The organism is Paraburkholderia acidipaludis NBRC 101816 (assembly GCF_000684975.1).
In the GTDB taxonomy this organism is placed as follows: domain Bacteria; phylum Pseudomonadota; class Gammaproteobacteria; order Burkholderiales; family Burkholderiaceae; genus Paraburkholderia; species Paraburkholderia acidipaludis.
Genome location: NZ_BAXZ01000010.1, coordinates 124158 through 149072 on the forward strand (window position 1 = coordinate 124158; position 24915 = coordinate 149072).

A 24915-nucleotide genomic window follows, 5' to 3' on the forward strand; every position below is an offset into this window, starting at 1 on the left:
CCACGGACCCCACGGATGGCTAATTTGTCCCCCGCGCTGACCTTCAGCGCCCTTTTCGTCTTCGCCGTGCTCGCCATGGCGGCGACCAAGCTCTGGCTCGCCACGCGCCAAACGCGCTTCGTCGCGGCTCACCGCGGCGCCGTGCCCGCCCGGTTCGCCGCCACCATCCCGCTCGCGGCCCACCAGCGCGCCGCCGACTACACCGTCGCGCGCACGCGCCTCGGCATGCTCGAGATCGTGCTCTCCGCCGTCGTGCTGATCGCGCTCACGCTGCTGGGCGGCGTGCAGGCGCTCGATCTCGGGATTTCGGATTGGCTCGGGCGCGACTATGTCGGACAGATCGCGTTGATCGGGGCCGTGCTCGCCATCAGCGGCGCCGTGGAGCTGCCGCTCGACTACTACCGTCAGTTCGTGATCGAAGAGCGTTTCGGCTTCAATCGCATGACGAAGCGCATCTTCGTCATGGATCGCTTCAAGGGCCTCGTGATCGGCGCAGCCTTCGGCATCCCGCTGCTGTTCGTCGTGCTGTGGCTCATGAGGCAGGCCGGCAGCCTCTGGTGGCTGTGGACCTGGGCCGTGTGGGTGGCGTTCCAGATGCTCGTGCTGGTGCTCTACCCCACCTTCATCGCGCCGCTCTTCAACAAGTTCGAGCCGCTCAAGGACGAGGCGCTGCGCTCGCGCATCGAGGCGCTCATGCAGCGCTGCGGCTTCGCGGCCAAGGGACTCTTCGTGATGGACGGCAGCCGCCGCTCCGCGCACGGCAACGCCTACTTCACGGGCTTCGGCGCGGCCAAGCGCATCGTGTTCTTCGACACGCTGCTTGCGCGCCTCTCGGGCAGCGAGATCGAGGCCGTGCTCGCGCACGAGCTGGGCCACTTCAAGCGGCGCCACGTCATCAAGCGCATGCTCGTGACCTTCGCGATCAGCCTCGCGCTGCTCGCGCTGCTGGGCTGGCTCTCGCAGCGCATCTGGTTCTACGAAGGCCTCGGCGTGCGGCCGTCGCTGCTCGGCGGCAACGAAGGGCTCGCGCTCGTGCTGTTCTTCCTCGCCGTGCCGGTGTTCCTGTTCTTCGTGACGCCCCTGGGCAGCCTCAGCTCGCGCAAGCACGAGTTCGAGGCCGACGCCTTCGCCGCGACCCAGACCGACGCGCAGCAGCTCGTCAACGCGCTCGTGAAGCTGTACGAAGACAACGCCTCGACGCTTACGCCAGATCCGCTCTATACCGCGTTCTACTACTCGCATCCGCCCGCTTCGGAACGGATCGACCGACTGCTCGCGCACGCATGAGCCGGCGCGGACCAAAAGCCGCCGGGCGAGGCGGGCAAGGGGGGGCGGCTGGTGCCACTGGAGCCACCAGAGCCACGGCAAGCGGGACGCTGCACGGCGTGGTGATCGCGGCGCACGGCCGCCACTACCTCGTCGCGCCCGAAGGCGGCGGCGCGCCGCTGCAGTGCTTCCCGCGCGGCAAGAAAAGCGAGGTGGCGGTGGGCGACCGGGTCGAATATCAGCAGAGCTCGGCCGACCAGGGCGTGATCGTGGCGATCGGCGAGCGGCGCAACCTGCTCTATCGCTCCGACCAGTTCAAATCGAAACTCTTCGCCGCGAATCTCGACCAGTTGCTGATCGTGCTCGCCACCGAGCCGCATTTCAGCGAGGACCTGCTCGGCCGCGCGCTCATCGCCGCCGAGGCCAACGGCCTCAAGCCGCTGATCGTGCTGAACAAGATCGACGTGGCAGCCGCGCTGCCGCTCGCGCGCGCGCGGCTCGAACGCTACCGGGCGCTCGACTACACGGTGCTCGAACTCTCCGTGAAGGGCCAGCCCGAAGCGGCGCGCGCGGCACTCGCGGAGCATCTGCGCGGCCACGCGACAATCTTGCTCGGCCAGTCCGGCATGGGCAAATCGACGCTCGTAAACCTGCTCGTGCCCGACGCCGAAGCGGCCACGCGCGAGATATCGACGGCGCTCAACAGCGGCCGCCATACCACGACGTTCACGCGCCTCTATATGCTGCCGGACGACGGCACGGATGGCACGGATGGCACGTCTTCAGGCGGCGCGCTGATCGATTCGCCGGGCTTTCAGGAGTTCGGCCTCTACCACCTTACCGAAGGCACGCTCGAACGCGCGCTACCCGAGTTCCGCCCGCTGCTTGCGCACTGCCGCTTCTACAACTGTCATCACCTGCACGAGCCGGGCTGCGCGATTCTGGAGGCGGTCGAGGACGGGCGCATTGCACCGGAGCGCCACGCGCTCTATACACAGCTCATGCACGAGATCAGTCAGATCGTGCGTTAGAGGGGCGCCTACACCATGCTCAGGCTCGTGCGCGCCCCGAATCTGCTGATTGCCCAGCACTGGATGAACATACTCGCGACCGCGGGCGTGCCGTGCGAGCTGCACAACCGCTACCTGAGCGGCGCGATGGGCGAGATTCCCGCGGAGCAGTGCGCCCCCGAACTGTGGCTCGTGGACGAGCGCGACGAAAAACTCGCGCTGCGCCTCATCGACGAGGCGAAACGCGGGCCGCCCGCCGGCGCGCCGTCATGGCGTTGCCCCGCTTGCGGAGAAACGCTGGAAGCGCAGTTCACGATCTGCTGGCAGTGCGGGCGAGAGCGTGACATCCGCGACGAATGACGCAACCCGCATTGCAGCAAGCGCGTGGAATGCAAACGGCCCGCTCATCGAAGCGGGCCGTTTTGCGTGAGGACGCGGTATCGGGAAGCGCGCCGGCGGATCGGAACGGATCAGAACCAGACGGCGATCGTGAGCATGAGCAGCAGGATCATCCACAGGATCACGGCGCGCCATACGAGCCCCACGGCCGACTGCAGCGTGCGCGGCGTGCAGTCGTCGCCGACCGTGTACGGGCCGCCTTCGCCCGGCGTGGTGGCGAGCGCGTCGAGGCTCGACTGCTCGGCGAGCGGGCCCGAGAGCCGCGCGCCCAGCGCGCCGCTGCCGGCCGCGAGCAGCACGCCTTCGTTGGTATCGGGCCACTGGTTCGCGTGGTTGCGCCAGGCGTAGATCGCATCCTCGAAATTGCCGACGATCGCGAAGCCGAGCGAGGTGAGCCGGGCCGGCACCCAGTCGATCACGAAGAACACGTGCTGCGCGAAGTTCGAGAACAATTCGCTGCGCTCGTCGGCCGGACGCGACCACTCGCGCGCGAGATATTCGGAGATACGGTACAGCACGGCGCCAGCCGGGCCGATCGGCACGAGAAACCAGAAGAACACGCCGAACACGTGCCGGTGCGACGCCACCACGGCATGGATCAGCGTGTGGCGCACGATCTCGCTCACGGGCATGTCCACGGTGTCCATGCCGGTCCACTCCTGCAGGATTTCGCGTGCGCGGGGCACGTCGTCGTTGTTGAGCGCCAGATGGATGTCGGTGAAGTAGTGGCTGAACTGCCGGAAACCGAGCGTGAAGTACACCACCACGACGTTCCAGAGGAACGCCAGCACGAAGCTGATGTGGTAGAGCACGTAGTACACGAGAGCCGTGCCGAGCGTCCACGGCAGCACGACGACAAGCCAGGCGATGACGCCGTGCTTCTTCTTGCCGGCGTCGAAGCCGTGCGCGGCCCATTCCGCATTGAGACGCACGAGCCCCATCACCGGGTTGTTCGGCGAAAGCGCCCGCACCTGTTCGATGACGAGAGCCAGCAATACGGAGAAGAAGGTCATGCGACGCGCCGTGCGATGCTTGTTGAGGAAAATTGTTGCAAAGATATCACAGGGCCAGATGTGCCTGAGTGCCTGGCCGCAAACGCACAACACTCACGCATCCGGGAGTCCGGAGTGCTTGCCTTCCGGAATCGCCGTCAGGCCAGCAGGAAGCGATAGAAGTTGCGCAGCATGCCTGCGGTCGCGCCCCAGATGAAATGCGCACCGCCCACGCCCTCCTCGCCCTCCGCCGGATACGGCATCGCGAAGAAGCGCCGCTCGCCGCCTTCCCAACGCAGCACCCGCACCTGATGATGAGCCGGATTCATGAGGAAGCTGAGCGGCACCTCGAAGATCTCGGCCACTTCGAGCGTGTCGGCATGGACATTGAACGGCTCGTGTACGAGCCCCACCACGGGTGTTACGCGAAAGCCCGTACCGGTCAGATAGTCGGGCAGGGCACCCAGCACCTCGACGCGCGCCGGGTCCAGATGCACTTCCTCGTGCGCCTCGCGCAGCGCGGCGGCAACAGGCGTGGCGTCTGAGGGCTCGCGGCTGCCGCCGGGGAAACTCACCTGCCCCGCGTGGTTGCTGAGATGGTCGGCACGCTGCGTGAGCAGTACGGTCAGGCCCGACTGGCGCATGACGAGCGGCACCAGGACCGCGGCCTCGCGCGGATCGCGCATTTCGGTGATGCGGGCTTCCTGAGGCTCGGGATCCCACGGCAGGCGCTGTTCGAAACGCGCGCGCAGGCCCTCGGGCGTGAGCCGCCCGGCGGCAACCGGCGGCAGGTGGGCGCCTGTCGATTCGATCGGCAAGCTCTCGGGTTCAAATGCTGGACGTCTCAACGGATCTCTCGAATCACTGCCAGGCGGATATTTTGCGTCCAAAACAAAAAAAGCACCCCGGAGGGTGCTTTTTTCTTACAGCTTTTACGCCTGCTCGCCCGGAGCCGCTGCGCGGTCTTTCGACACCAGCTTTTCCTTGATACGAGCCTTCTTGCCCGACAGGTTGCGCAGGTAGTAGAGCTTCGCGCGACGGACGTCACCGCGACGCTTCACGACGATGCTGGCGAGCAGCGGCGAGTACGTCTGGAACGTACGCTCCACGCCTTCACCCGACGAGATCTTGCGCACGATGAACGACGAGTTCAGACCGCGGTTACGCTTTGCGATCACGACGCCTTCGTATGCCTGAACGCGCTTGCGGTTGCCTTCAACCACGTTCACATTGACGATCACCGTATCGCCGGGGGCGAATTCGGGGATGGTCTTCTCGCCCAGCACGCGCTGGATTTCTTCCTGTTCGAGTTTTTCGATCAGATTCATGGACTAACTCCGTAAGCCATCATGTCGGCGTTCGTACCTGTGCCGGATTCCGGTGGAATCGCTGCAACTACGGCCCCGATAGAGGATGGATTCACAACTGGCGCCGTTCACGCATGAAGCGGCACCGCCTTGGGCGCCTCGCGGCGCACCCGCCCGAAACCTTACGCTTCGTCCGGACCCTTCGCGAGACTAGTCAGCCATACCTCGTCGGCACGGCTCAACATTCTGTTCTTCCTGGCCCGCTCGATCAGATCGGGCCGCTTGCTCCACGTATTGCGCAGCGCCTCGCGGCGGCGCCACTGCTCGATTTCCGCGTGATGGCCGCCAAGCAGCACATCGGGCACCCGCACGCCCTCGTATTCCTCAGGCCGCGTGTAGTGCGGACAGTCGAGCAGCCCGTCGACGAAGCTGTCCTGCACCGCCGAGAGCGCATCGTTCAGCACGCCCGGCAACAGCCGTACCACGGCATCCATCAGGGCCATGGCGGGCAACTCGCCGCCCGACAGCACGAAGTCGCCAAGACTGACTTCTTCGTCCACGTGACGGTCGATCAAACGCTGATCGATTGCCTCGTAACGGCCGCACAGGATCACGAAGCCGGGTTCCTGTGCAAACTGCACGGCACGCTCGTGCGTGAGCGGCTTGCCTTGCGGCGACATCAACAGCACGCGCGGTGCGCTCACGCCCTGTTCGGCCTGGGCGGCTTGCGCCGCGCCGATGGCCGCTTCGAGCGGCTTGGCCAGCATCACCATGCCGGGGCCGCCGCCATACGGGCGGTCGTCGATCGTGCGGTAGTTGTCGGTCGTGAAATCGCGCGGATTCCACGTGCGCAACGTGTAGCGCTGCTGCTTCGCCGCCCGGCTGGTGATGCCCCAGTCGGTCAGCGCACGGAACATCTCGGGAAAGAGCGTCACGACATCGAACTGCATCGCTCTCTCCGTTCAGCGAAATGAGTACAAACCGAGCGCAGACGCACGCTTAGTAGTCGGCTTCCCAGTCGACGACGATACGCTTCGCCGCCAGATCCACCGATTTGACGAACACGCCGACAAACGGGATCAGCCGCTCGCCGGTGGCCGGCTTGCCGTCCTTGCCTGTCGACGGATACTCGATGCGCAGCACCGACTGCGCGCCGTTGTCGATCAGGTCGGCGACCTTGCCGAGCTCGACGCCCGCCGCGTTGACGACGTCGAGGCCCATCAGGTCGACCCAGTAATACTCGTCGGCCTCGGGGGCGGGAAATTCGGCGCGGCTCACATAGATACGCGAACCACGCAGCAGCAGCGCGGCGTCGCGGTCGGCTACGCCCGCCAGTTGCCCGACGACACTGTCGCCGTGCACCTTCGCGGCAATGCACACTGCGGACTGCCGCTCGCGGCCCTTGACGAGCCACCAGCGCTTCGCCGCCAGCAAGGCGCTGCCGCCTTGCGCATGCGGCGCGACTTTCGCCCAGCCCTTGAGGCCGTAGGCGTCGATCACGGCGCCGACTTCGACTGCATCGGCCGGAAAGCTCGCCTCGGTTTCGGGCCGCAGGCCTTCGCCCGCCGCCTTCGGAACCTCTGCCGCGCGCTCAGGCTGAGGCTTGCGCACGAACGCGCCGAAAGACGGCGCAGCACGGCGCTGCGCGCCAGCATCCTTGCGCGGTTTGGCCGAAGCCGGCGCATCTGCTTTTGCGGCTTTTGCGTCGTCATGCATCGGCGAACCTCGCATCAAGCCGAAGCTCAAGCAGCCGGCGTTGCCTTTTGCGATTCCTTCACGAGACGCTCGACGGCCGGCGACAGTTGCGCACCAACGCCTTGCCAATACGTCACGCGGTCTTGCGCGATACGCAGCGTTTCACCCTTGGTGGCGACCGGGTTGTAGAAGCCCACGCGCTCGATGAAACGGCCGTCGCGACGGTTGCGCGAGTCGGTTGCGACGATGTTGTAGAACGGGCGCTTCTTCGAGCCGCCGCGTGCCAGACGGATGATGACCATACTAGAATCCTTGAAAACCGGGGGTTCGGGACTACTGAAACAGACGATTATATCCCGAAACCGAAGCCATAACAAACACTTAACTGAGAATCCAGGAGGGAAAGTGCGATGAACGGCGATCGATCGCGGCGGGATGGCCGTGCGGAAAGGGTTCAGGCGCGGGTTCAGACGGCGTTGCGGCGGCTTTTCGCGGCCCTGCTGCATCGCGTTCTGTCCCCGAACATGTGCGGAGTGGCGGCCGCCGTCACCCTCTTCGCGCTTACCGCGCCGCCCGCCCTCGCGGCCCTCCCCATCGAGCGCATTCACCTGCCGCCCGGCTTCCGCATCGAAGTGCTCTCGGACGACGTGCCCGCCGCCCGCGAGATGACGCTCTCGCCCAAGGGCATCCTGTACGTCGGCAGCATGGACGGCCACGTGTATGCACTGGAACTGCGCGACGGCAAGCTCGTCGGCAAGCATGTGATCGCGTCGGGACTGGAGATGCCCGTGGGCGTCGCGTGGCATGACGGCGCCTTGTACGTCTCCGCCGTTTCGTCGATCCTGCGCTACGACGCCATCGATACGCATCTCGACGCCCCGCCCAACGCCGTCGTCGTGACGAACGCCCTGCCGGCCGACCGCCATCACGGCTGGAAATTCATCGCGTTCGGCCCGGACGGCAAGCTCTACGTGCCGCAGGGGGCGCCCTGCAACGTCTGCCTTCCCGCCGGCGACCCGCAGCGCACGCGCTACGCGATGATCGGCCGCATGGACCCGGACGGCAGCCACTACGAGACGATCGCGCGCGGCGTACGCAACACGGTGGGTTTCGCGTGGCATCCCGAAACGCACGAGCTCTGGTTCACCGACAACGGCCGCGACATGATGGGCGACGACGTGCCCGACGACAAGCTCAATCGCCTCGCCCACGCGGGCCTCGACTTCGGCTTCCCTTATTGCCACGGCGGCGACGTGGCCGATCCCGAGTTCGGCGCGGGTCATCCGTGCAGCGGATTCACGCCGCCGGTCATGAAGCTGGGGGCACACGTCGCCTCGCTCGGCATGCGCTTCTACACCGGCGCGATGTTTCCGCCCGACTACCGCAACAGCATCTTCATCGCCGAACATGGTTCGTGGAACCGCAGCAAGAAAGTGGGCTATCGTGTGGTGCGGATCACGGCGAAGCCGGATGGCACGAACGCGCATCAGGAAGTATTCGCGCAAGGCTAGCTCAATCCCGACGATACCCAATGGGGCCGCCCCGACGACGTACAGCCGCTGCCCGACGGGTCGCTCCTCATCAGCGACGACTACGCGGGCGCGATCTATCGCGTGACCTGGACGAAACCGTAGGCCGTGCCACGCTACCTCTGCGGCGGCGCCCCGCGCGCGGGCGCACGACGTACAATGCCCGACGGTTGCCGCCGTTGCGGCATCAACGACTTCGCGCTCGTGCCCGCCCATGTCCAAAGCCCCGCCTTCAACGCGCTTTCGCTCCAAGACGCTCACCGCCGCGCTCGCGTTTTTCTTCGGCAGCCTCGGCGCGCATCGCTTCTACCTCTATGGCCCACGCGATTTCTGGGGTTGGGCGCACGTATTCGGCACGTTGCTCGGCGTTCCGGGCGTGCTGCTGCTCGTCGCCAGCGAGCGCGCCTCGGCCGCGGGCTGGCTGCTCGCCGTCATCGGCGCCGTTTCGGTGCTCTCGGCGTTCCTCGCGGCCATCGTCTACGGCCTGCGCCCCGACGCGAAGTGGGACGCCCAGTTCAATGCGCAAGCCGGCCGCCAAAGCCGCTCGGGCTGGGCGGTGGTCTTCGTCGTGATCTTCTCGCTGCTGATCGGCGCGTTCCTTCTCATGTCGGGACTCGCGCTCTCGTTCCAGACGTATTTCGAATCGCAGGTCGAGGCCGCGAAAGTGCTCTCCCAATAACGATCTTTTTCCAGCACTAGAAAAGATCGAGTTGCGGCTTCTCGCGCGCGGTTTTCGCGCTCACGAACTCCGACATGTCGAGAATGCCGTGCCGCCGCTCGTTCAGCCCGAGCCGCCGCACCGCCTTGTGAAAACGCTGCTTGAGCAGTTCGGACCAGAGACCCGTTCCCTTCGTGCGCTGCGAGAACGCGGCGTCGTAATCCTTGCCGCCGCGCATGTCGCGCACGCGGTTCATCACGCGCTCGGCACGCTGCGGAAAATGCGCGGCGAGCCATTGGTGGAAGAGCGGCGCGACCTCCCACGGCAGGCGCAGGACGATATAGCTCGCGCTCGTCGCGCCCGCCTCCGCGCAGGCTTCGAGCACACGTTCCATATCGGGCTCGGTGACGAAAGGAATCACCGGCGCAATGCTCACGCCCACCGGAATGCCCGCCTCGGCCAGCGTGCGGATCGTGCGCAGGCGCCGCGCCGGCGAGGCCGCGCGCGGCTCCAGCGTGCGCGCGCTGTCGGCGTCGAGCGTCGTGATCGTGATCGCGGCCATGAACTGGTTGCGCCGGGCCATCGGCACCAGCAGGTCGAGGTCGCGCTCGATCAGCGACGACTTCGTGATCGCCGCGAACGGATGCCCACGCTCGGCCAGCACCTCGATCACGCGGCGCGTGAGACGCCGTTCGCGTTCGACGGGCTGCCACGCGTCCGTGTTGACGCCGAGCGCGATCGGCTCGGGCTCGTAGGACGGCTTCGACAGTTCGCGCGCCAGCAACTCCGGCGCATTGACCTTCGCGTAAAGCCGGCTTTCGAAGTCGAGCCCCGGCGATAGCCCGAGATAGCTGTGCGTCGGGCGCGCGAAGCAGTAGATGCAGCCGTGTTCGCAGCCGCGATAGGGATTCAGCGAAACGCTGAACGGGATGTCCGGCGACTGGTTGCGCGTGAGGATGCTTCTCGCGCGCTCTTCGAACACTTGCGTGCGCAATGCGGGGGCCTCGCCCTCCTCTTCGGCGCCGGGCTGCTGCCAGCCGTCGTCGAAGGTCTCGCGCCGATCCACTTCGTAGCGCCCCTGCAGGTTCGTGACCGCGCCGCGCCCCTTGCGGGGCGCCGGCGGCGCAATGGGCTGCCACGCGTCGGCGTCGTCGTGCGGCTCGCGGTCGGGATCGTTCACGGGGGGAAAGTAAAAAGCGGCTCGATACTGTATAAATATACAGTATCGAGCCGCATTGTCGAGCGCGAAAAACAGGGCGTGACCTGGACCGTGGCGCTCTCAGTCGCCTACTGCGATCGTCAGCGTTTCCTTGATCTCCTCCATCACGACATAGCTCTTCGACTGCACGGCGCCGGGCAACTGCAGCAGGATGTCCCCAAGCAGCTTGCGGTAGTCGGCCATTTCGCCGATGCGCGCCTTGATCAGATAATCGAAATCGCCCGAGACGAGATGGCATTCGAGCACCTCGGGAATCTTCTGCACCTCGCGGCGAAACTGCTCGAACATGTTGCCGCTCTTGTGATCGAGCGTGATCTCGACGAACACCAGCAGCGCCGCGCCCAGCACGCCCGGGTTCACGCGCGCGTAGTAGCCCATGATGACGCCGTCGCGCTCCATGCGCTTGACACGCTCGATGCAGGGCGTCACGGAAAGCCCCACCTGCTCGGCGAGGTCTTTCATCGCCATGCGCCCGTCCTCCTGAAGCAGCTTGAGGATGCGGTGATCGAGCCGGTCGAGCGCGCGGACCGGCTGGCGCTGCGTTCTCATGATTTTTTCCTGAATATTTGAGAAATACGATAACTAAATCTAGACATACAACAATAGCATAGCTAATAACACTAGCTACGCCGCTCAAAGCGTGTTTTTTCCTGTTTGCCCTGCCCCGCCACGTGGCAGGACGGCCCTGGAACCACCGGCGTCGCGTCAACCATACCTATTGGAGCAGCTATGCGAGTCGTCGTCTTGGGCAGTGGAGTGGTCGGCGTGGCAAGTGCCTGGTACCTCGCGCGCGCAGGCCATGAGGTGACGGTCATCGACCGCGAGGCCGGCCCCGCGCTCGAAACCAGCTTTGCGAACGCCGGCCAGATTTCGCCGGGCTATGCCGCGCCGTGGGCGGCGCCGGGCGTCCCGCTCAAGGCGATCAAGTGGATGTTCGAAAAGCATGCGCCGCTCGCCATCCGCCTCGACGGCACGAAATTCCAGCTCCAGTGGATGTGGCAGATGCTGCAGAACTGCTCCGCGGAACGCTATGCGCTCAACAAGGGCCGCATGGTGCGCCTCGCCGAATACAGCCGCGACTGCCTGCAGGCCCTGCGCGCCGACACCGGCATCCAGTACGAAGGCCGCACGGGCGGCACGCTGCAGGTGTTCCGCACGCAGCAGCAATTCGAGGGCGCGGCGAAGGACATCGCCGTGCTGAAGGATGCGAACGTGCCGTACGAACTGCTCAGCGCAGCCGAGCTCCAGCGCGCCGAGCCGGCGCTCGCGGCGGTCTCGCACAAGCTGACGGGCGGCCTGCGCCTGCCGGGCGACGAAACCGGCGACTGCCAGCTCTTCACCACGCGCCTCGCCGCGATGGCCGAGCAATTGGGCGTCAAGTTCCGCTACAACATGCCGATCGACAGCCTCGCCGTCTCGGGCGAGCGCATCGCGGGCGTGCAGTGCGGCAGCGAGTTCGTGCGCGCCGACGCCTTCGTGGTCGCGCTCGGTTCGTTCTCGACGAAGATGCTCGCGAACATCGTGAAGATTCCGGTCTACCCGCTCAAGGGCTACTCGATCACCGCGCCGATCGTGAACGCGGACGCCGCACCGGTTTCGACCGTGCTCGACGAGACCTACAAGATCGCGATCACCCGTTTCGACGACCGTATCCGCGTGGGCGGCATGGCGGAGATCGTCGGCTTCGACAAGACACTGCGCGAAGCGCGCCGCGAGACGCTGGAAATGTGCGTGAACGACCTGTTCCCGGGCGGCGGCGACACCACCAAGGCCACCTTCTGGACCGGCCTGCGTCCGATGACGCCGGATGGCACGCCGGTGGTCGGCCGCACGCCGCTCTCGAACCTGTTCCTGAACACGGGCCACGGCACGCTCGGCTGGACGATGTCGTGCGGCTCGGGCCAACTGCTCGCCGACCTCATTTCGGGCAAGCAGCCCGCGATCAAGGCCGACGATCTTTCCGTGTACCGCTACCTCGGCGAAACGCAAGGCGCGCACCGTCCGGCCTACGCATAACGGCCGCAGTTTCGGCAGCACGCAAGCTTCAAGCAAAAATCGGCGCCCTCAGGCGCCGATTCTCATTGGCATGTGCCGCGTGACAGGCCGGTCAGAACTGGTCTTCGGAAAGCGCCAGCACGCCCTCGGCCCCCTTCGCGCTGACAATCGCCGCTTCAAGCGCCACCGCCTGCGGCAAGACATGCTGTGCGTAGAACTGCGCCGTCGCGATCTTCGCGCCGTGGAACGCCGGATCCTCTGCATTCAGCCGCGCCGAAGCCAGCATCGCTCGCGCCATCTGCCAGCCGCCCAGCACGATGCCCGCCAGCATCAGATACGGCACGCTCCCCGCGAACACGGCGTTCGGATCGCTCTTCGTGTTGGCGAGCACATAGTCCACCACCGAAGCCAGCGCCTGCTGCCCTTGCGACAAGTGCCGGTGCATAGCCTTGAACGGCGCACCTTCTTGCGAGCCCAGGGCTTCCACCGTCCGGGCCATGTCGGCGATCAGCGCCTTCGCCGCCGCTCCACCGTCGCGCAGCGTCTTGCGGCCGATCAGGTCGTTCGCCTGAATCGCGGTGGTGCCTTCGTAAATGGGCAGGATGCGCGCGTCGCGGTAGTACTGCGCGGCGCCCGTCTCCTCGATGAAACCCATGCCGCCATGCACCTGCACGCCAAGGCTCGTCACGTCGAGCGAAAGCTCCGTGCTCCAGCCCTTCACAATGGGCACGAGATACTCGTAGCGCGCCTGATGCTGCGCGCGCACCGCCTCGTCGGGATGACGATGCGCGAAATCGCTCTCTGCCGCCGCCACATAGGCCAGCGCACGCGAGGCTTCGGTGAGCGCGCGCATCGTGCCGAGCATGCGGCGTACGTCCGGGTGATGAATGATGGTTACGGCATCCTTCGCCGATCCGTCGACGGGGCGGCTCTGCACGCGCTCCTTCGCATACGCGACAGCCTTCTGGTATGCCCCCTCCGAGAGAGCGATGCCCTGCATGCCCACCGCAAAACGTGCCGCGTTCATCATGATGAACATGTACTCGAGGCCGCGGTTCTCCTCGCCCACCAGATAGCCCACGGCGCCGCCGTGATCGCCGTACTGCAGCACGGCAGTCGGGCTCGCCTTGATGCCCAGCTTGTGCTCGATGGACACGCAATGCACGTCGTTGCGCGCGCCGAGCGAACCATCATCATTGACGAGGAACTTCGGCACGATGAAGAGCGAAATGCCCTTCACGCCGGCGGGCGCATTGGGCGTGCGCGCGAGCACCAGGTGGACGATGTTCTCCGCCATGTCGTGCTCGCCCCACGTGATGAAGATCTTCGTGCCGAACACCTTGTAGCTGCCGTCGCCCTGCGGCTCGGCGCGCGTGCGCACGAGCGCGAGATCGGAACCTGCCTGCGGCTCCGTGAGGTTCATCGTGCCGGTCCACTCGCCCGAGATCAGCTTCGGCACATAGCGCGCCTTTTGCGCTTCGGTGCCGGCCGTGAGCAGCGCCTCGATCGCGCCGTCGGTCAAGAGCGGGCACAGCGCGAACGAGAGGTTCGCCGCGTTGAGCATTTCGATACACGGCGTCGCGACGAGCTTGGGCAGGCCCTGTCCTTCGTACTCCTGTGGATGCTGCACACCCTGCCAGCCGCCTGCGGAGAACTGGCGAAACGCATCGGCAAAACCCGGCGTCGCGCTCACGTTGCCGCTGTCCCAACGGCTGGGATTGCGGTCGCCTTCCGCGTTCAACGGCGCGAGCACTTCGCCGCATAGCTTCGCGGCCTCCTCAAGCACGGCCTGCACGGTTTCGGGCGTCGCATCTGCAAAACCGGGCAGCGCCGCGATCTCGTCGAGGCCTGCCAGCTCCTTCATCACGAACAGCATCTCGTGGATCGGCGCGTTGTACATGTCTGTCTCCTCCGCTGCTTTCGAACCATGAAAAAAAGGGTGCCGTAGCACCCCTTCGTCTTATGCCGGACGCCGTGGTTCAACCCGCATGGCGTCGCTTATTGGCGTCAAGTTTGCTCTGGCAATCAGCCGAGCTCCTTGACCAGTTCCGGCACGAGCGTGAACAGATCGCCCACGAGACCGTAATCGGCCACGCTGAAGATCGGCGCTTCTTCGTCCTTGTTGATCGCCACGATCACCTTCGAGTCCTTCATACCGGCCAGATGCTGGATCGCGCCCGAGATGCCCACCGCGACGTACAGTTGCGGCGCGACGATCTTGCCGGTCTGGCCCACCTGGTAATCGTTCGGCACGTAGCCTGCGTCCACCGCCGCGCGCGAGGCGCCCAGCGCCGCGTTCAGCTTGTCCGCCAACGGCTCCAGCACCTTCGTGTAGTTCTCGCCGCTACCCAAACCCCGGCCGCCCGAGACGATGATCGATGCCGAAGTCAGTTCCGGACGGTCCAGCTTCGTCACTTCGCGGCTCACGAATTGCGACAGGCCGCTGTCGGCTGCGGCTTCGATCTTCTCGACGCTCGCGCTGCCGCCTTCGGCTGCAACCGCGTCGAAGCCTGTCGTGCGGACCGTGATCACCTTGATCGGGTCGCTCGACTGCACCGTCGCAATCGCGTTGCCGGCGTAGATCGGGCGCTCGAACGTATCCGCGCTATTGACCGCCGTAATATCGCTGATCTGCGCCACGTCCAGCTTCGCAGCGATACGCGGCGCGACGTTCTTGCCCGCAGCCGTAGCCGGCGCGAGGATGTGCGAGTAGTTCTTTGCAATCGCGATAACCGTCGCTTCGACGTTTTCCGCCAGGCCCTGCTCCAGTTGCGGCGCATCGGCCAGCAGCACCTTCGCCACACCGGCGATCTTCGCTGCGGCGTCCGCCGCTGCCTGCGCGTTGTGGCCCGCCACCAGCACGTGCACGTCGCCACCCACCTTCTGCGCGGCAGCCACGGTATTCAGCGTCGCGGCCTTGATGGACGCGTTGTCGTGTTCGGCAATAACCAGAATCGTCATTTCGTTGTGCTCCCTGAACCCTTAGATGACCTTCGCTTCGGTCTTCAGCTTCTCGACCAGCGTCTTCACGTCCGGCACCTTCACGCCGGCCGAACGCCTGGGCGGCTCGGCCACCTTCAGCGTCTTCAGGCGCGGCGCGACGTCCACGCCGAGGTCTGCGGGCTTGATCGTCTCCAGCGGCTTCTTCTTCGCCTTCATGATGTTCGGCAGCGTCACGTAGCGCGGCTCGTTCAGGCGCAGGTCCGTCGTGACCACGGCCGGAAGCGTAAGCGACAGCGTTTCCGCGCCGCCATCCACCTCACGGGCCACCGTTGCCTTGCCGTCCGCCACCGTGACCTTCGATGCGAAGGTGGCCTGCGGCAGGTTCGCCAGCGCGGCGAGCATCTGGCCGGTCTGGTTCGAGTCGTCGTCAATCGCCTGCTTGCCGAGAATGACCAGTTGCGGCTGCTCCTTGTCCACGAGCGCCTTGAGGATCTTCGCCACGCCCAGCGGCTCGACGCCGTCGCCCGCCTCGACGAGGATCGCGCGGTCCGCGCCGATCGCCAGCGCCGTGCGCAGCGTCTCCTGCGCCTGCGCCACGCCCACCGACACCGCCACGACTTCGGTCGCCACGCCGGCTTCCTTCAGGCGTACCGCTTCTTCCACAGCGATCTCGTCGAACGGGTTCATCGACATCTTCACATTGGCGATATCGACGCCCGAACCGTCCGACTTCACACGGACCTTGACGTTGTAATCGACTACACGCTTGACTGGCACAAGGATTTTCATTCACATGCTCCGAAGTTACGAATACGTCAACCTGGCGGACATTATAGCGAGCGCCTCGCTGAGCGCCTCTGCCGCCCGCACTTTTCACGGCTACCGCTTTTGCATGGCAGCGAACGATCGTGCTATTTTACGGTGGAAAAAACCCGGGCTACAACCCCGGGTTCCGACTGTTTTCTCTAAACGGGCGATCCACGATCTCCCGCCCTATTTGTTCCTCACTTGTGGCTCAGGCGCCGCACGAGCCAGTCGCCGAGCGACTGCACAAGCTGCACGAACACGATCAGGATCACGACGACGATCAGCATGACCTCGGGCTCGAAACGCTGATAGCCGTAGCGGATGCCGAGATCGCCGAGGCCGCCGCCGCCGATCGCGCCCGCCATCGCCGAATAGCCGACGAGCGAGATGAACGTGATCGTGAGCCCCGCCACCACGCCCGGCAGCGACTCGGGCAGCAGCACCTTGAAGACGATCTGGCTCGTGCTCGCGCCCATCGCCTGCGCCGCCTCGACGAGACCGCGATCGACTTCGCGCAGCGCCGTTTCGACGAGCCGCGCGATGAACGGCGCGGCCGCGATCGTGAGCGGCACCACTGCGGCGGCCGTGCCGATCGACGAACCCACCACGAAACGCGTGAACGGAATCACGGCAACGAGCAGGATGATGAACGGCACCGAGCGCACGGCGTTGACGATCGCGCCCATCACGCGATTGACGGCGAGGCTCTGCAGCACGCCGTCACGATCGGTCAGATAGAGCAGCACGCCGAGCGGCAAGCCGACGGCCGCGCCCACGACGCCCGAGATGCCCACCATGACGAGCGTTTCCCAGAACGACTGGACGAACATGTCGAACATTTCACTCCACATGGGACAGTTCCTCCACCACCACGCCCTGCTCGCGCAGCCAGGCTACTGCCTGCGCCACCTTGGCCGGATCGCCGCCCGCGAGCACCGCGAGCGAACCGAACGCCTGCCCCTGGATCTCGTCGATCTGGCCGTGCAGGATGTTGAAATCGAGTTCGAAGCGGCGAATCGTCTCCGAGAGCACCGGCTGATCCACGCCCGTGCCCTTGAAAGCCAGGCGCAGCAGATGCCCGCTGCCCTTCGCGAGGCGTTCGGCCACGCGCGCCTTGAGCGCGGGTGGCAGTTCCTGCGCGATCACGTCGCCCAGCAGGGCGCGCGTCACTTCGTGGCGCGGCTGCAGGAACACATCGATCACGGGACCGGTTTCGACCACGCGGCCGGCATCGAGCACGGCAACGCGGTCGCAGACCTGTTTGATCACCTCCATCTGGTGCGTGATCATCACGATCGTGAGGTTCAGCTCGCGATTGATCTTGCGCAGCAGGTCGAGGATCGCACGCGTGGTTTCAGGGTCGAGCGCGGACGTGGCTTCGTCGGAGAGCAGCACCTTCGGCTTGCTCGCCAGCGCGCGCGCAATCCCCACACGCTGCTTCTGGCCGCCGCTGATCTGCGACGGGTAGCGATCCTTCTGCGCCGCAAGGCCCACGAGTTCGAGCAGCGGCAGCACCGTCTCCTCGATCTGCACGCGCTTCATGCCCGCGAGTTCGAGCGGCAGCGCCACGTTGTCGAACACGGTGCGCGACGAGAGCAGATTGAAGTGCTGGAAGATCATGCCGATCTCGCGGCGCGCCTCGCGCAGCGCGGCGGGCGGGAGCGACGTAAGCGTATGGCCGTTGACGACGATATCGCCTTCGGTGGGACGCGTGAGCAGATTGATGGTGCGCACGAGCGTACTCTTGCCCGCGCCGCTGCGCCCGATGATGCCGAACACTTCGCCCGGCGGGATGGTCAGATTGACGTTGTGCAGCGCCTCGATCCAGCCTTGCGGGCCGGCGAAACGCTGGGACACGTTGCGTATTTCGATCATGGAGAAAAACGAAACGGCGGACGTGCCGCGCACCGCGCCGGAGAGATCGTATGGACCACCGAAGCGCCGGACGCCGGCAAACAGCCGCCGTTGCTGGACTGAATTCAGCCCTCGATTTTACCCTGGCAGTCGTAATTCCTTTTAATAATTGATTTCGATATTTTCATAACCGGATCGCATTAGAGGATCGCCGCTGCCCTGCACCCGCCCAACGGCACGGCGCGTGCGGCTATGATCGGGCGGCGCACCGCGCAGACGATGCAGACGACAACCACCGCAAAGGACAAGAAGAGCCATGGAGACAAACCAGCCGTTCGACGCCGCCGCGCGTGATGCCGCGCCCGGCGCGACGCCCGAAACCTCGACGCTGCACGCCCCCGACGGCGCGACGCTGCCCCTCTACGTCTGGCGCACGACCGCTATGCCGCCGGTGGCCGCGATCGCGCTGCTGCACGGGCTGGCCGAGCATGCGGGCCGCTACGCGGCCTTTGCCGCGGCCATGAACGCCGCGGGCATCGACGTCTATGCGATCGACCTGCGCGGCCACGGCCGCGCAAGCGGCCCTCGCGCGTGGGTCGCGCACTTCGACGAATACCTGAACGATGCGTATGCCCTCGTCGCCCACGCGGGCGCCGCCTGCGCCCGGCACGGCACCCCGCTCTTCCTGATGGGGCACAGCATGGGCGGCGCCATTGCAGCGCTCTATGCGATCGAACGCGCGCCGCACGGCGGCGTGCCGCTCGCGGGTCTGTTGCTGTCGAGCCCCGCGCTGGCGCCCGGCCGCGACGTGCCGTCATGGATGATTGCCGCGAGCCGCGCGATGAGCGCGATCTGGCCGCGCTTTCCCGCGATGAAGATCGATGCCGCCCTGCTCGCGCGCGACGCGCGCGTGGTCGAGGCGAACCTTGCCGATCCGCTCGTCCATCACGGACCGATTCCGGCGCGCACGGGCGCCGAAGTGCTCAGCGCGATGCGGCGCATCGAAGCCGGCCGTGCGGGGCTGCGCCTGCCCGTGCTGATCTGGCACGGCACCGCCGACAAGCTCACCGAGCCCGACGGCAGCCGCGCGTTCGGCGCCCACGTGGGCTCGCCCGACCGCACGCTCACGCTCTACGAAGGGAATTATCACGAGACGCTCAACGATCTCGAGCGTGAGCGCGTGATCGGCGCCGCGATCGACTGGATACAGGCGCACAGCGGCGGCGGCCGCTGAAGCGTTATTTCGCCCCGCGGCGCTCGATGAAAGCCTGCACGCCATCGAGCGCGGGGTCGGTCATCATGTTGCAGGCCATCGTCTGGCCCGCCAGCTGGTACGCGGCCTCGATGCCCATTTCGAGCTGCCGGTAGAAGAGCCCCTTGCCGGCTTCGACCGCTTCGCGTGGCTTGGCGCAGATGCTTGCGGCCAGCGCCGTCACCGCCGCGTCGAGTTCTTCCGCCGCAACCACGCGGTTCACGAGCCCCTCGCGCTGTGCAGCGGCGGCATCGATGAATTCTCCCGTCATCAGCATCTCGAATGCCGCCTTGCGCGAGACATTGCGCGTGAGCGGCACCGCGGGCGTCGAACAGAACAGGCCGAGTTTGATGCCCGACACGGCAAAGCGCGCCGTATCGGCGGCGACGGCCAGATCGCACATCGCCACGAGCTGGCAGCCGGCTGCCGTCGCGACGCCGTGCGCGCGCGCGATCACGGGCTGCGGCATTTTCTGGATCGTCAGCATCAGCTTCGTGCAACGCGCGAACAACTGCGCGTAGTACTCGTGCGAAGGCGACGCACGCATTTCCTTGAGGTCGTGCCCGGCGCAGAACGCGCGTCCCGCACCCGCAATCACGACCACGCGCGCCGGCGACTTTGCCAGCGCCGAAAGCTGCGCCTGCAGCGCGTCGATGAGCGCCTCGGAGAGCGCGTTGAAGGCGTCGGGCCGGTTCAGCGTGACGCACACGACGCCCGGCACGCCCCAGGCATCGTGCATAACTTCGACCAGCGGCGCTTCGGCACCCGGGGCCGGGACGGACGGTTGAACGCTCATGCAGACTCTCCTTCAGGCTCGATGCGTGTCATTGCGGACAACGAGGCGGCACGACAAAGCGGCACAGCAGCGCACGGCGATTTCACAGATCGGCGAGCGCGCGCAGATGCGCGACCACGCTGCGCCCAAGCGCCGAGAGGTTATATCCGCCTTCGAGGCAGCTCACGATGCGCCCCTTCGCATAGCGTTGGGCGATCGCGCTCACTTGCTCGGTGATCCAGGCAAAGTCGTCCTCGACGAGGCCCATGTTGCCGAGGTCGTCCTCGCGATGCGCGTCGAAGCCCGCCGAGATGAACAGCATCTCCGGCTTGAATTCGTGCAGACGCGGCAGCCACATCAGATCGATGGCCTCGCGCACTTCCATGCCCTTCGTGCGCGCGGCCATCGGCAGGTTGACCATGTTCGGCATCGGATGGTCCGTACCCGAGAACGGATAGAACGGATGCTGGAAAAAGCTGCACATCAGCACGCGCGAGTCGCCCGCGAATGCCGCTTCCGTGCCGTTTCCATGGTGCACGTCGAAATCGACGATCGCGACGCGTTCGAGGCCATGCACCTCCAGTGCGTGCCGCGCCGCGATCGCGACATTGTTGAAGAAGCAAAAGCCCATCGCGCGCGCGGGCTCCGCATGATGGCCAGGCGGCCGGACGCTGCAGAACGCGTTCTCGTAGCGCCCCGCGATCACGGCGTCGGTGGCGGCGAGCGCCGCGCCCGCCGCGCGCAGCGCAGCCTGCCATGTGTGCGGATTCATCGACGTATCGGGGTCGATCGCCGCGTAGCCTTCCTTCGGCGAGGTATTGCGGATGAAGTCGACATGCGCCTGCGTGTGCACGCGCAACAGCGCCGACTCCTCGGCAAGCGGCGCCGATTCGTCGCGCTCGATCAGCGTGTCGATGCGGCCCGCGATCAACTGGTCTTCGATGGCCTGCAGGCGCGCCGGGCATTCGGGATGCCAGTCGCCCATTTCGTGCAGCAGGCAGTCTGGGTGCGTAAAGAATCCGGTCGTCATGTGTCGTGCTTGCCGCGGCGCATGCATCCGTCGCCACGGGTCTCCATCCTTGGGGCGCGCCGGAAAAGCACGCAATCAGTCATCACGTTACCACAGCGGCCTCGCGCGAAAGCGCCGAGCCTGCACGCCGGAGCGCCAATTCCGGCGGGGCGCTCGGGTATACTGCCCCGTGCCCCTTTCACTCTTCGCTCCCACCGTTCCGCTTCCCATGACGCTCAAGTCCGCTCCGTCTGCATCCGGCCGCCTGCGCATCACGACTTTCGCCCTCGCGCTCAGCGCCGCGCTGCCGCTATGGACTGGCACGGCGCGTGCCCAGACCGCAGCGCCTCAAGTGCCTCAAGTGCCCCAAGCGCCGCTCACCGTCACGCAGGCACAGCCGCAAACGCCCACGCAGCAGGGTCAGACGTTCGAAGAGGAAATCATCCCGCAGCGTTACGCGAACAACCCGGATGTCGACGGATTCATCAACGACATGGTGGCGCGCTACGACTTCGACCCGACTGCGCTGCACGCGCTGTTCGCGGGCGTGAGCTATTCGGCGACGGCGGTGAAGCTCGTCACGCCCTCGCCCACGCCGGGCATCAAGAACTGGCGCGTCTACCAGGCGCGCTTTCTCGATCCCGTGCGCATCAATGCGGGCGTGAAGTTCTGGCGCGCAAACGCGGCCACGCTGCAGCGCGCCGCCGACGAGTTCGGCGTGCCGCCGGAGGTGATCGTCGGCATCATCGGCGTCGAGACGATCTATGGCCGCTACATGGGCAACTTCCGCGCGCTCGACGCGCTGACGACGCTCGCGTTCGACTACCCGAACACGCCGAACCGCGCCGACCGCGAAGCAACGTTCCGCAAGAATCTCGAAGACTATCTGGTGTGGACGCGCGGCGCGCAGATCGACCCGACCTCGGTGCTGGGTTCCTACACGGGCGCAATCGGCATTCCGCAGTTCCTGCCGAGCAGCATCGTGCAGTATGCGGTGGACTACGACGGCAACAACCATATCGACCTGCGCACGAGCCCGGCCGACGCGATCGGCAGCGTCGCCAACTATCTGCGGCGGAACGGCTGGGAATCGGGCCGGCCGGTGGTCTGGCAAATCGCCGGCGACGCGGGCAGCCAGGGCATCGCACAAGCCGCCGCCGACGGGCAGCCGGAACCGCACTGGCCGCTCGAGCAACTGCTGCGCTCGGGGCTCGTGCTCGACGAGCCGAATGTCGATATCGCGGCCGAAGCGGGCACGCCGGTCACGGTCGTCGATCTGCCGACGCCGGGGCGGCCCACGCAGTACATGCTCGGGCTGAAGAACTTCTACGTGCTGACGCGTTACAACCGCAGCTTCTTCTACGCGCTCGCGGTGTATCAGTTGGGGATGCGCGTGAAGGCGCAGATGCTGGCGACGCAGCCCGGCGTGGGCACCGGGGCGGCTAGTGGAGCGCCGGGTGGCCCGGCTGGTTCAGGCGCCGCAACTGGTTCGGGTAGCCTTGGCGTGCCGGGCACGACGCCCGCCCCCGGCGATCAGCAGTAACCGCCAACCCCGGGTGGCCGCCCGCTTTTCCGATGCGGCGCGCCACCCGCGTCACGACGCCGCTCAGGCCGGGAACACGCCCGTCGAGAGATAACGGTCGCCACGATCGCAGACGATGAACACGATGGTCGCATTCTCGACCTGACGTGCAATGCGCATCGCCACCTCGCACGCGCCGCCCGAGGAAATCCCCGCGAAAATGCCTTCGACGGAGGCGAGCCGCCGCGCCATGGTCTCGGCGGCGGCCTGGCTCACGTTCTCGGTGCGGTCGACGCGGCTGCGGTCGAAGATTTTCGGCATGTACGCTTCCGGCCACTTGCGGATGCCCGGAATGCGCGAACCCTCTTCCGGCTGCGCCCCGACGATCTCGATGGCCGGATTCTTTTCCTTCAGAAACTGCGACGTGCCCATGATCGTGCCGGTCGTGCCCATCGACGACACGAAGTGCGTGATGCGGCCTTCGGTCTCGCTCCAGATTTCCGGACCCGTGGCCTCGTAGTGGGCAAGCGGATTGTCCGGGTTCGCGAACTGGTCGAGGATGATGCCCTTGCCGTCGCGCTGCATCTGCTCGGCGAGATCGCGCGCGTATTCCATGCCGCCCTTGACCGGGGTGAGCAGAATCTGCGCGCCGTACGCGGCCATGCTCTGGCGGCGCTCGACCGAGAGATCCTCCGGCATGATGAGCAGCATCTTGTAGCCGCGAATCGCCGCTGCCATCGCCAGCGCGATGCCGGTGTTGCCGCTAGTCGCTTCGATAAGCGTGTCGCCGGGCTTGATGCGGCCGCGCTCTTCCGCCTTGCGGATCATCGAGAGCGCCGGACGGTCCTTCACCGAGCCCGCGGGATTGTTGCCTTCCAGCTTGGCCAGGATGACGTTGTTGCGCGCACGGATGTCGTCGTCCGGCAGACGGACGAGTTGCACGAGCGGCGTGTTGCCGATCGTGTCTTCAATGGTCTTGTATGGCATGGCAGATTGCGTTTCGGGCCCGATGCACGAGGCATGGCGCGTTGGACGTGATCCGCCGATTCTAAACCACGCAGCGGCCAGGCGCTGGAGACCCCTGACGGCGGTGGGGGTGCGGCGCTGCGGTGGCGCACTGTGGTGGCCATGTAGTAGCGCAAAAAGCCCGCGGCCCGGGCCGCGGGTCAAGGCCACGGGTCAACGTCACCTCAATGGCCACCTGAAGGAACCATCAGGCGCTACCGCGCGCGAGCGAAGAACGGCGCGGCAGCTACTTCTTGACCGTCACGACCGTCGCTTGCCCTGGCGCCGCCTTTGCAGCCTGTGCGGTTTGTGCCGTCTGACCGTTGCCGTGCGCGGCCTGCGCGCTCGCCGGCCCGATCGACAATCCTTCGGCCTGCAAACGTTCGACCGTATGGCCGCCCATGCCCTTCACGCGCTTGCCGAGGTCGGAGGCGTCCTTGAACGGCCCGTGCGCGCCGCGCTCGTCGAGAATGGCCTTTGCGCGCGCGGGCCCGATGCCCTTGATGCCGCGCAGCGCGTCTTCATTGGCGGTGTTGACGTCGACCGCCGCGAACGCGTGGCCGACTGCGGCGACGAAGAGTGCCGCGGCGAGCAGTTTTCTGAACATGCTGGATCTCCCTTGAAACAATCTGCCGGCGACCGTCGCCGGCAGTGAGAGTCCAGTTTAGGGAGCGACGGACGCGAATTACACCTGGCCGGACAGCCAACGTACATAGCGATCGACACCTTCCTGCACCGTCAGGAACGGCGCGTCGTAGCCCGCCGCGCGCAGCTTCGTCTGATCGGCCTGCGTGAAGCACTGGTATTTGCCGCGCAGTGCATCGGGAAACGGAATGTACTCGATCAAACCGCGCTCGACCTGCTCGCCGAGCGTAAGCGGCGCCTCGCCCTCCATCGCGCGCAACGTGTTGACCACGGTGCTGGCAATGTCGTTGAACGGCTGCGCGCGGCCGCTGCCCAGATTGAAAATGCCCGTCTTTTCGGGATGATCGAAGAAGAACAGGTTGACCTTCACGACATCCTCGACGGAAACGAAGTCGCGCGTCTGCTCGCCCGGCGCATAGCCGTTGTACTCGCCGAAGAGCTTCACCTTGCCTTCGGCGCGGAACTGGTTGAAGTTGTGGAACGCCACCGACGCCATGCGGGCCTTGTGCGTCTCACGCGGACCATAGACGTTGAAATAGCGGAAGCCCGCAATCTGGCTCTGCGCCGTGGGCAGCACGCGGCGGATCACCTGGTCGAACAGGAACTTCGAATAGCCGTAGACGTTCAGCGGCGCCTCCACCTCGCGATCTTCGACGAAGCGGCTCGAGCCGCCGTAGATCGCCGCCGACGAGGCATACAGAAACTGCACGCGCTGCGTGAGGCAGGTGTCGAGGACCGCGCGGCTATAGCGGAAGTTGTTGCCCATCATGTAGCGGCCGTCGGTTTCCATCGTGTCCGAACAGGCGCCTTCGTGGAATATCGCGCGCACTTTACCGAAGTCGCCGCGCGCGAAGCGCTCGACGAACCCGGTCTTGTCGAGGTAGTCGTCGATTTCGCAATCGACCAGATTTTTGAACTTGTCGGCGCGCGTGAGGTTATCGACGGCGATGATGCGATCCTCGCCCCGCTCGTTGAGCGCCTTGACGATATTGCTGCCGATAAAGCCGGCCGCGCCGGTCACGATAAGAGTCAT

At 65.9% G+C, this 24915-nt stretch carries 25 protein-coding genes and 1 pseudogene; 8 read left to right on the forward strand and 18 right to left on the reverse strand.

Annotated features, from left to right (window positions below):
* Nucleotides 1–15 precede the first annotated feature (15 nt).
* The 3 genes from BAC01S_RS13890 to BAC01S_RS13900 are packed head-to-tail and all read left to right on the forward strand — an operon-like array spanning nucleotide 16 to nucleotide 2636.
* Nucleotides 16–1287, forward strand: a complete 1272-nt coding sequence (locus BAC01S_RS13890) for a M48 family metallopeptidase (protein WP_043202227.1) — start codon at nucleotides 16–18, stop codon at nucleotides 1285–1287.
* Nucleotides 1284–2297 carry a ribosome small subunit-dependent GTPase A gene (rsgA, locus tag BAC01S_RS13895; protein ID WP_027795312.1) on the forward strand — a complete coding sequence of 338 codons (1014 nt, stop codon included), beginning with the start codon at nucleotides 1284–1286 and terminating at the stop codon, nucleotides 2295–2297. The genes BAC01S_RS13890 and rsgA overlap by 4 nt, the downstream gene beginning before the upstream one ends.
* 15 nt (nucleotides 2298–2312) lie before the next feature.
* Nucleotides 2313–2636: a putative signal transducing protein gene (locus BAC01S_RS13900; RefSeq protein ID WP_027795313.1), complete on the forward strand. Its 324-nt coding sequence runs from the start codon at nucleotides 2313–2315 to the stop codon at nucleotides 2634–2636.
* A gap of 110 nt (nucleotides 2637–2746) precedes the next feature.
* Here BAC01S_RS13900 and BAC01S_RS13905 read toward each other — a convergent pair whose 3' ends face one another.
* The 6 genes from BAC01S_RS13905 to rpsP all read right to left on the reverse strand — a co-directional run bounded on the left by BAC01S_RS13905 (nucleotide 2747) and on the right by rpsP (nucleotide 6971).
* Entirely contained in the window at nucleotides 2747–3688 is a 942-nt protein-coding gene (locus tag BAC01S_RS13905) for a CobD/CbiB family protein (RefSeq protein ID WP_027795314.1), read from the reverse strand.
* A 137-nt stretch (nucleotides 3689–3825) separates the two neighbouring features.
* Nucleotides 3826–4515: a CoA pyrophosphatase gene (locus BAC01S_RS13910; RefSeq protein ID WP_027795315.1), complete on the reverse strand. Its 690-nt coding sequence runs from the start codon at nucleotides 4513–4515 to the stop codon at nucleotides 3826–3828.
* Nucleotides 4516–4599: 84 nt separating this feature from the next.
* On the reverse strand, nucleotides 4600–4995 hold the full coding sequence (rplS, locus tag BAC01S_RS13915) for a 50S ribosomal protein L19 (RefSeq protein WP_027795316.1): 396 nt from the start codon (nucleotides 4993–4995) through the stop codon (nucleotides 4600–4602).
* Nucleotides 4996–5156: 161 nt separating this feature from the next.
* Nucleotides 5157–5924: a tRNA (guanosine(37)-N1)-methyltransferase TrmD gene (gene trmD, locus BAC01S_RS13920; RefSeq protein WP_027795317.1), complete on the reverse strand. Its 768-nt coding sequence runs from the start codon at nucleotides 5922–5924 to the stop codon at nucleotides 5157–5159.
* Nucleotides 5925–5973: 49 nt separating this feature from the next.
* Nucleotides 5974–6690 (reverse strand): ribosome maturation factor RimM, encoded by a 717-nt coding sequence (gene rimM / locus BAC01S_RS13925; protein ID WP_027795318.1) that lies wholly within the window; start codon nucleotides 6688–6690, stop codon nucleotides 5974–5976.
* A 26-nt stretch (nucleotides 6691–6716) separates the two neighbouring features.
* Nucleotides 6717–6971 (reverse strand): 30S ribosomal protein S16, encoded by a 255-nt coding sequence (gene rpsP, locus BAC01S_RS13930; protein WP_027795319.1) that lies wholly within the window; start codon nucleotides 6969–6971, stop codon nucleotides 6717–6719.
* Between the two features lie 222 nt (nucleotides 6972–7193).
* On the opposite strand from rpsP, the pseudogene BAC01S_RS31290 reads away from it, so the two are divergent.
* Both BAC01S_RS31290 and BAC01S_RS13940 read left to right on the forward strand, forming a co-directional pair.
* A pseudogene (locus BAC01S_RS31290) lies at nucleotides 7194–8303 on the forward strand (PQQ-dependent sugar dehydrogenase).
* Between the two features lie 109 nt (nucleotides 8304–8412).
* Nucleotides 8413–8877, forward strand: coding sequence for an NINE protein (locus BAC01S_RS13940; protein ID WP_027795320.1), 465 nt, complete (start codon nucleotides 8413–8415; stop codon nucleotides 8875–8877).
* A gap of 16 nt (nucleotides 8878–8893) precedes the next feature.
* Here BAC01S_RS13940 and BAC01S_RS13945 read toward each other — a convergent pair whose 3' ends face one another.
* Both BAC01S_RS13945 and BAC01S_RS13950 read right to left on the reverse strand, forming a co-directional pair.
* Complete coding sequence (locus BAC01S_RS13945) at nucleotides 8894–10036, reverse strand: PA0069 family radical SAM protein (RefSeq protein WP_027795321.1); 1143 nt, start codon at nucleotides 10034–10036, stop codon at nucleotides 8894–8896.
* A 99-nt stretch (nucleotides 10037–10135) separates the two neighbouring features.
* Nucleotides 10136–10624 (reverse strand): Lrp/AsnC ligand binding domain-containing protein, encoded by a 489-nt coding sequence (locus BAC01S_RS13950; RefSeq protein WP_027795322.1) that lies wholly within the window; start codon nucleotides 10622–10624, stop codon nucleotides 10136–10138.
* A gap of 180 nt (nucleotides 10625–10804) precedes the next feature.
* Here BAC01S_RS13950 and BAC01S_RS13955 point away from each other — a divergent pair, with 180 nt between their 5' ends.
* Entirely contained in the window at nucleotides 10805–12091 is a 1287-nt protein-coding gene (locus BAC01S_RS13955) for a D-amino acid dehydrogenase (RefSeq protein WP_027795323.1), read from the forward strand.
* A 91-nt stretch (nucleotides 12092–12182) separates the two neighbouring features.
* Here the strand turns inward: BAC01S_RS13955 and BAC01S_RS13960 are convergent, their stop codons facing one another.
* From BAC01S_RS13960 to BAC01S_RS13980, 5 genes are all read right to left on the reverse strand, one after another.
* Nucleotides 12183–13970 (reverse strand): acyl-CoA dehydrogenase, encoded by a 1788-nt coding sequence (locus BAC01S_RS13960; protein ID WP_027795324.1) that lies wholly within the window; start codon nucleotides 13968–13970, stop codon nucleotides 12183–12185.
* A 125-nt stretch (nucleotides 13971–14095) separates the two neighbouring features.
* Nucleotides 14096–15031: an electron transfer flavoprotein subunit alpha/FixB family protein gene (locus tag BAC01S_RS13965; RefSeq protein WP_027795325.1), complete on the reverse strand. Its 936-nt coding sequence runs from the start codon at nucleotides 15029–15031 to the stop codon at nucleotides 14096–14098.
* Nucleotides 15032–15052: 21 nt separating this feature from the next.
* The gene (locus BAC01S_RS13970; protein ID WP_027795326.1) at nucleotides 15053–15802 is read right to left on the reverse strand and encodes an electron transfer flavoprotein subunit beta/FixA family protein; all 750 of its coding nucleotides are present in this window, start codon (nucleotides 15800–15802) and stop codon (nucleotides 15053–15055) included.
* Between the two features lie 215 nt (nucleotides 15803–16017).
* On the reverse strand, nucleotides 16018–16671 hold the full coding sequence (locus BAC01S_RS13975; RefSeq protein ID WP_027795327.1) for a methionine ABC transporter permease: 654 nt from the start codon (nucleotides 16669–16671) through the stop codon (nucleotides 16018–16020).
* The gene (locus BAC01S_RS13980) at nucleotides 16661–17695 is read right to left on the reverse strand and encodes a methionine ABC transporter ATP-binding protein (protein ID WP_027795328.1); all 1035 of its coding nucleotides are present in this window, start codon (nucleotides 17693–17695) and stop codon (nucleotides 16661–16663) included. The genes BAC01S_RS13975 and BAC01S_RS13980 overlap by 11 nt, the downstream gene beginning before the upstream one ends.
* Nucleotides 17696–18062: 367 nt before the next feature.
* On the opposite strand from BAC01S_RS13980, the gene BAC01S_RS13985 reads away from it, so the two are divergent.
* Entirely contained in the window at nucleotides 18063–18908 is an 846-nt protein-coding gene (locus BAC01S_RS13985) for an alpha/beta hydrolase (protein ID WP_027795329.1), read from the forward strand.
* Between the two features lie 4 nt (nucleotides 18909–18912).
* On the opposite strand, the gene BAC01S_RS13990 is transcribed toward BAC01S_RS13985, so the two are convergent.
* Both BAC01S_RS13990 and BAC01S_RS13995 read right to left on the reverse strand, forming a co-directional pair.
* Nucleotides 18913–19665 carry an enoyl-CoA hydratase gene (locus BAC01S_RS13990; protein WP_407667935.1) on the reverse strand — a complete coding sequence of 251 codons (753 nt, stop codon included), beginning with the start codon at nucleotides 19663–19665 and terminating at the stop codon, nucleotides 18913–18915.
* A 139-nt stretch (nucleotides 19666–19804) separates the two neighbouring features.
* Nucleotides 19805–20731, reverse strand: a complete 927-nt coding sequence (locus BAC01S_RS13995) for a histone deacetylase family protein (protein WP_027795331.1) — start codon at nucleotides 20729–20731, stop codon at nucleotides 19805–19807.
* 208 nt (nucleotides 20732–20939) lie between these two features.
* Here BAC01S_RS13995 and mltB point away from each other — a divergent pair, with 208 nt between their 5' ends.
* A complete protein-coding gene (mltB, locus tag BAC01S_RS31295) occupies nucleotides 20940–22253 on the forward strand; it encodes a lytic murein transglycosylase B (RefSeq protein ID WP_084168580.1) in 1314 nt (437 codons plus the stop codon).
* Nucleotides 22254–22316: 63 nt separating this feature from the next.
* On the opposite strand, the gene cysM is transcribed toward mltB, so the two are convergent.
* The 3 genes from cysM to rfaD form a co-directional block, all read right to left on the reverse strand.
* Nucleotides 22317–23219 (reverse strand): cysteine synthase CysM, encoded by a 903-nt coding sequence (gene cysM, locus BAC01S_RS14005; protein WP_027795332.1) that lies wholly within the window; start codon nucleotides 23217–23219, stop codon nucleotides 22317–22319.
* A 265-nt stretch (nucleotides 23220–23484) separates the two neighbouring features.
* Nucleotides 23485–23844 (reverse strand): ComEA family DNA-binding protein, encoded by a 360-nt coding sequence (locus BAC01S_RS14010; RefSeq protein ID WP_027795333.1) that lies wholly within the window; start codon nucleotides 23842–23844, stop codon nucleotides 23485–23487.
* A 78-nt stretch (nucleotides 23845–23922) separates the two neighbouring features.
* Nucleotides 23923–24915, reverse strand: a complete 993-nt coding sequence (gene rfaD, locus BAC01S_RS14015) for an ADP-glyceromanno-heptose 6-epimerase (protein ID WP_027795334.1) — start codon at nucleotides 24913–24915, stop codon at nucleotides 23923–23925.

Excerpts from the sequence above, each read along its gene's own strand:
- BAC01S_RS13890 (WP_043202227.1), top strand. The coding sequence starts at position 16 with ATGGCTAATTTGTCCCCCGCGCTGACCTTCAGCGCCCTTTTCGTCTTC.
- rsgA (WP_027795312.1), top strand. The coding sequence starts at position 1,284 with ATGAGCCGGCGCGGACCAAAAGCCGCCGGGCGAGGCGGGCAAGGGGGG.
- BAC01S_RS13900 (WP_027795313.1), top strand. The coding sequence starts at position 2,313 with ATGCTCAGGCTCGTGCGCGCCCCGAATCTGCTGATTGCCCAGCACTGG.
- BAC01S_RS13905 (WP_027795314.1), bottom strand. The coding sequence starts at position 3,688 with ATGACCTTCTTCTCCGTATTGCTGGCTCTCGTCATCGAACAGGTGCGG.
- rplS (WP_027795316.1), bottom strand. The coding sequence starts at position 4,995 with ATGAATCTGATCGAAAAACTCGAACAGGAAGAAATCCAGCGCGTGCTG.
- trmD (WP_027795317.1), bottom strand. The coding sequence starts at position 5,924 with ATGCAGTTCGATGTCGTGACGCTCTTTCCCGAGATGTTCCGTGCGCTG.
- rimM (WP_027795318.1), bottom strand. The coding sequence starts at position 6,690 with ATGCATGACGACGCAAAAGCCGCAAAAGCAGATGCGCCGGCTTCGGCC.
- rpsP (WP_027795319.1), bottom strand. The coding sequence starts at position 6,971 with ATGGTCATCATCCGTCTGGCACGCGGCGGCTCGAAGAAGCGCCCGTTC.
- BAC01S_RS13940 (WP_027795320.1), top strand. The coding sequence starts at position 8,413 with ATGTCCAAAGCCCCGCCTTCAACGCGCTTTCGCTCCAAGACGCTCACC.
- BAC01S_RS13950 (WP_027795322.1), bottom strand. The coding sequence starts at position 10,624 with ATGAGAACGCAGCGCCAGCCGGTCCGCGCGCTCGACCGGCTCGATCAC.
- BAC01S_RS13955 (WP_027795323.1), top strand. The coding sequence starts at position 10,805 with ATGCGAGTCGTCGTCTTGGGCAGTGGAGTGGTCGGCGTGGCAAGTGCC.
- BAC01S_RS13960 (WP_027795324.1), bottom strand. The coding sequence starts at position 13,970 with ATGTACAACGCGCCGATCCACGAGATGCTGTTCGTGATGAAGGAGCTG.
- BAC01S_RS13965 (WP_027795325.1), bottom strand. The coding sequence starts at position 15,031 with ATGACGATTCTGGTTATTGCCGAACACGACAACGCGTCCATCAAGGCC.
- BAC01S_RS13970 (WP_027795326.1), bottom strand. The coding sequence starts at position 15,802 with ATGAAAATCCTTGTGCCAGTCAAGCGTGTAGTCGATTACAACGTCAAG.
- BAC01S_RS13975 (WP_027795327.1), bottom strand. The coding sequence starts at position 16,671 with ATGTGGAGTGAAATGTTCGACATGTTCGTCCAGTCGTTCTGGGAAACG.
- BAC01S_RS13980 (WP_027795328.1), bottom strand. The coding sequence starts at position 17,695 with ATGATCGAAATACGCAACGTGTCCCAGCGTTTCGCCGGCCCGCAAGGC.
- BAC01S_RS13990 (WP_407667935.1), bottom strand. The coding sequence starts at position 19,665 with ATGCACGATGCCTGGGGCGTGCCGGGCGTCGTGTGCGTCACGCTGAAC.
- BAC01S_RS13995 (WP_027795331.1), bottom strand. The coding sequence starts at position 20,731 with ATGACGACCGGATTCTTTACGCACCCAGACTGCCTGCTGCACGAAATG.
- mltB (WP_084168580.1), top strand. The coding sequence starts at position 20,940 with ATGACGCTCAAGTCCGCTCCGTCTGCATCCGGCCGCCTGCGCATCACG.
- cysM (WP_027795332.1), bottom strand. The coding sequence starts at position 23,219 with ATGCCATACAAGACCATTGAAGACACGATCGGCAACACGCCGCTCGTG.
- BAC01S_RS14010 (WP_027795333.1), bottom strand. The coding sequence starts at position 23,844 with ATGTTCAGAAAACTGCTCGCCGCGGCACTCTTCGTCGCCGCAGTCGGC.
- rfaD (WP_027795334.1), bottom strand. The coding sequence starts at position 24,915 with ATGACTCTTATCGTGACCGGCGCGGCCGGCTTTATCGGCAGCAATATC.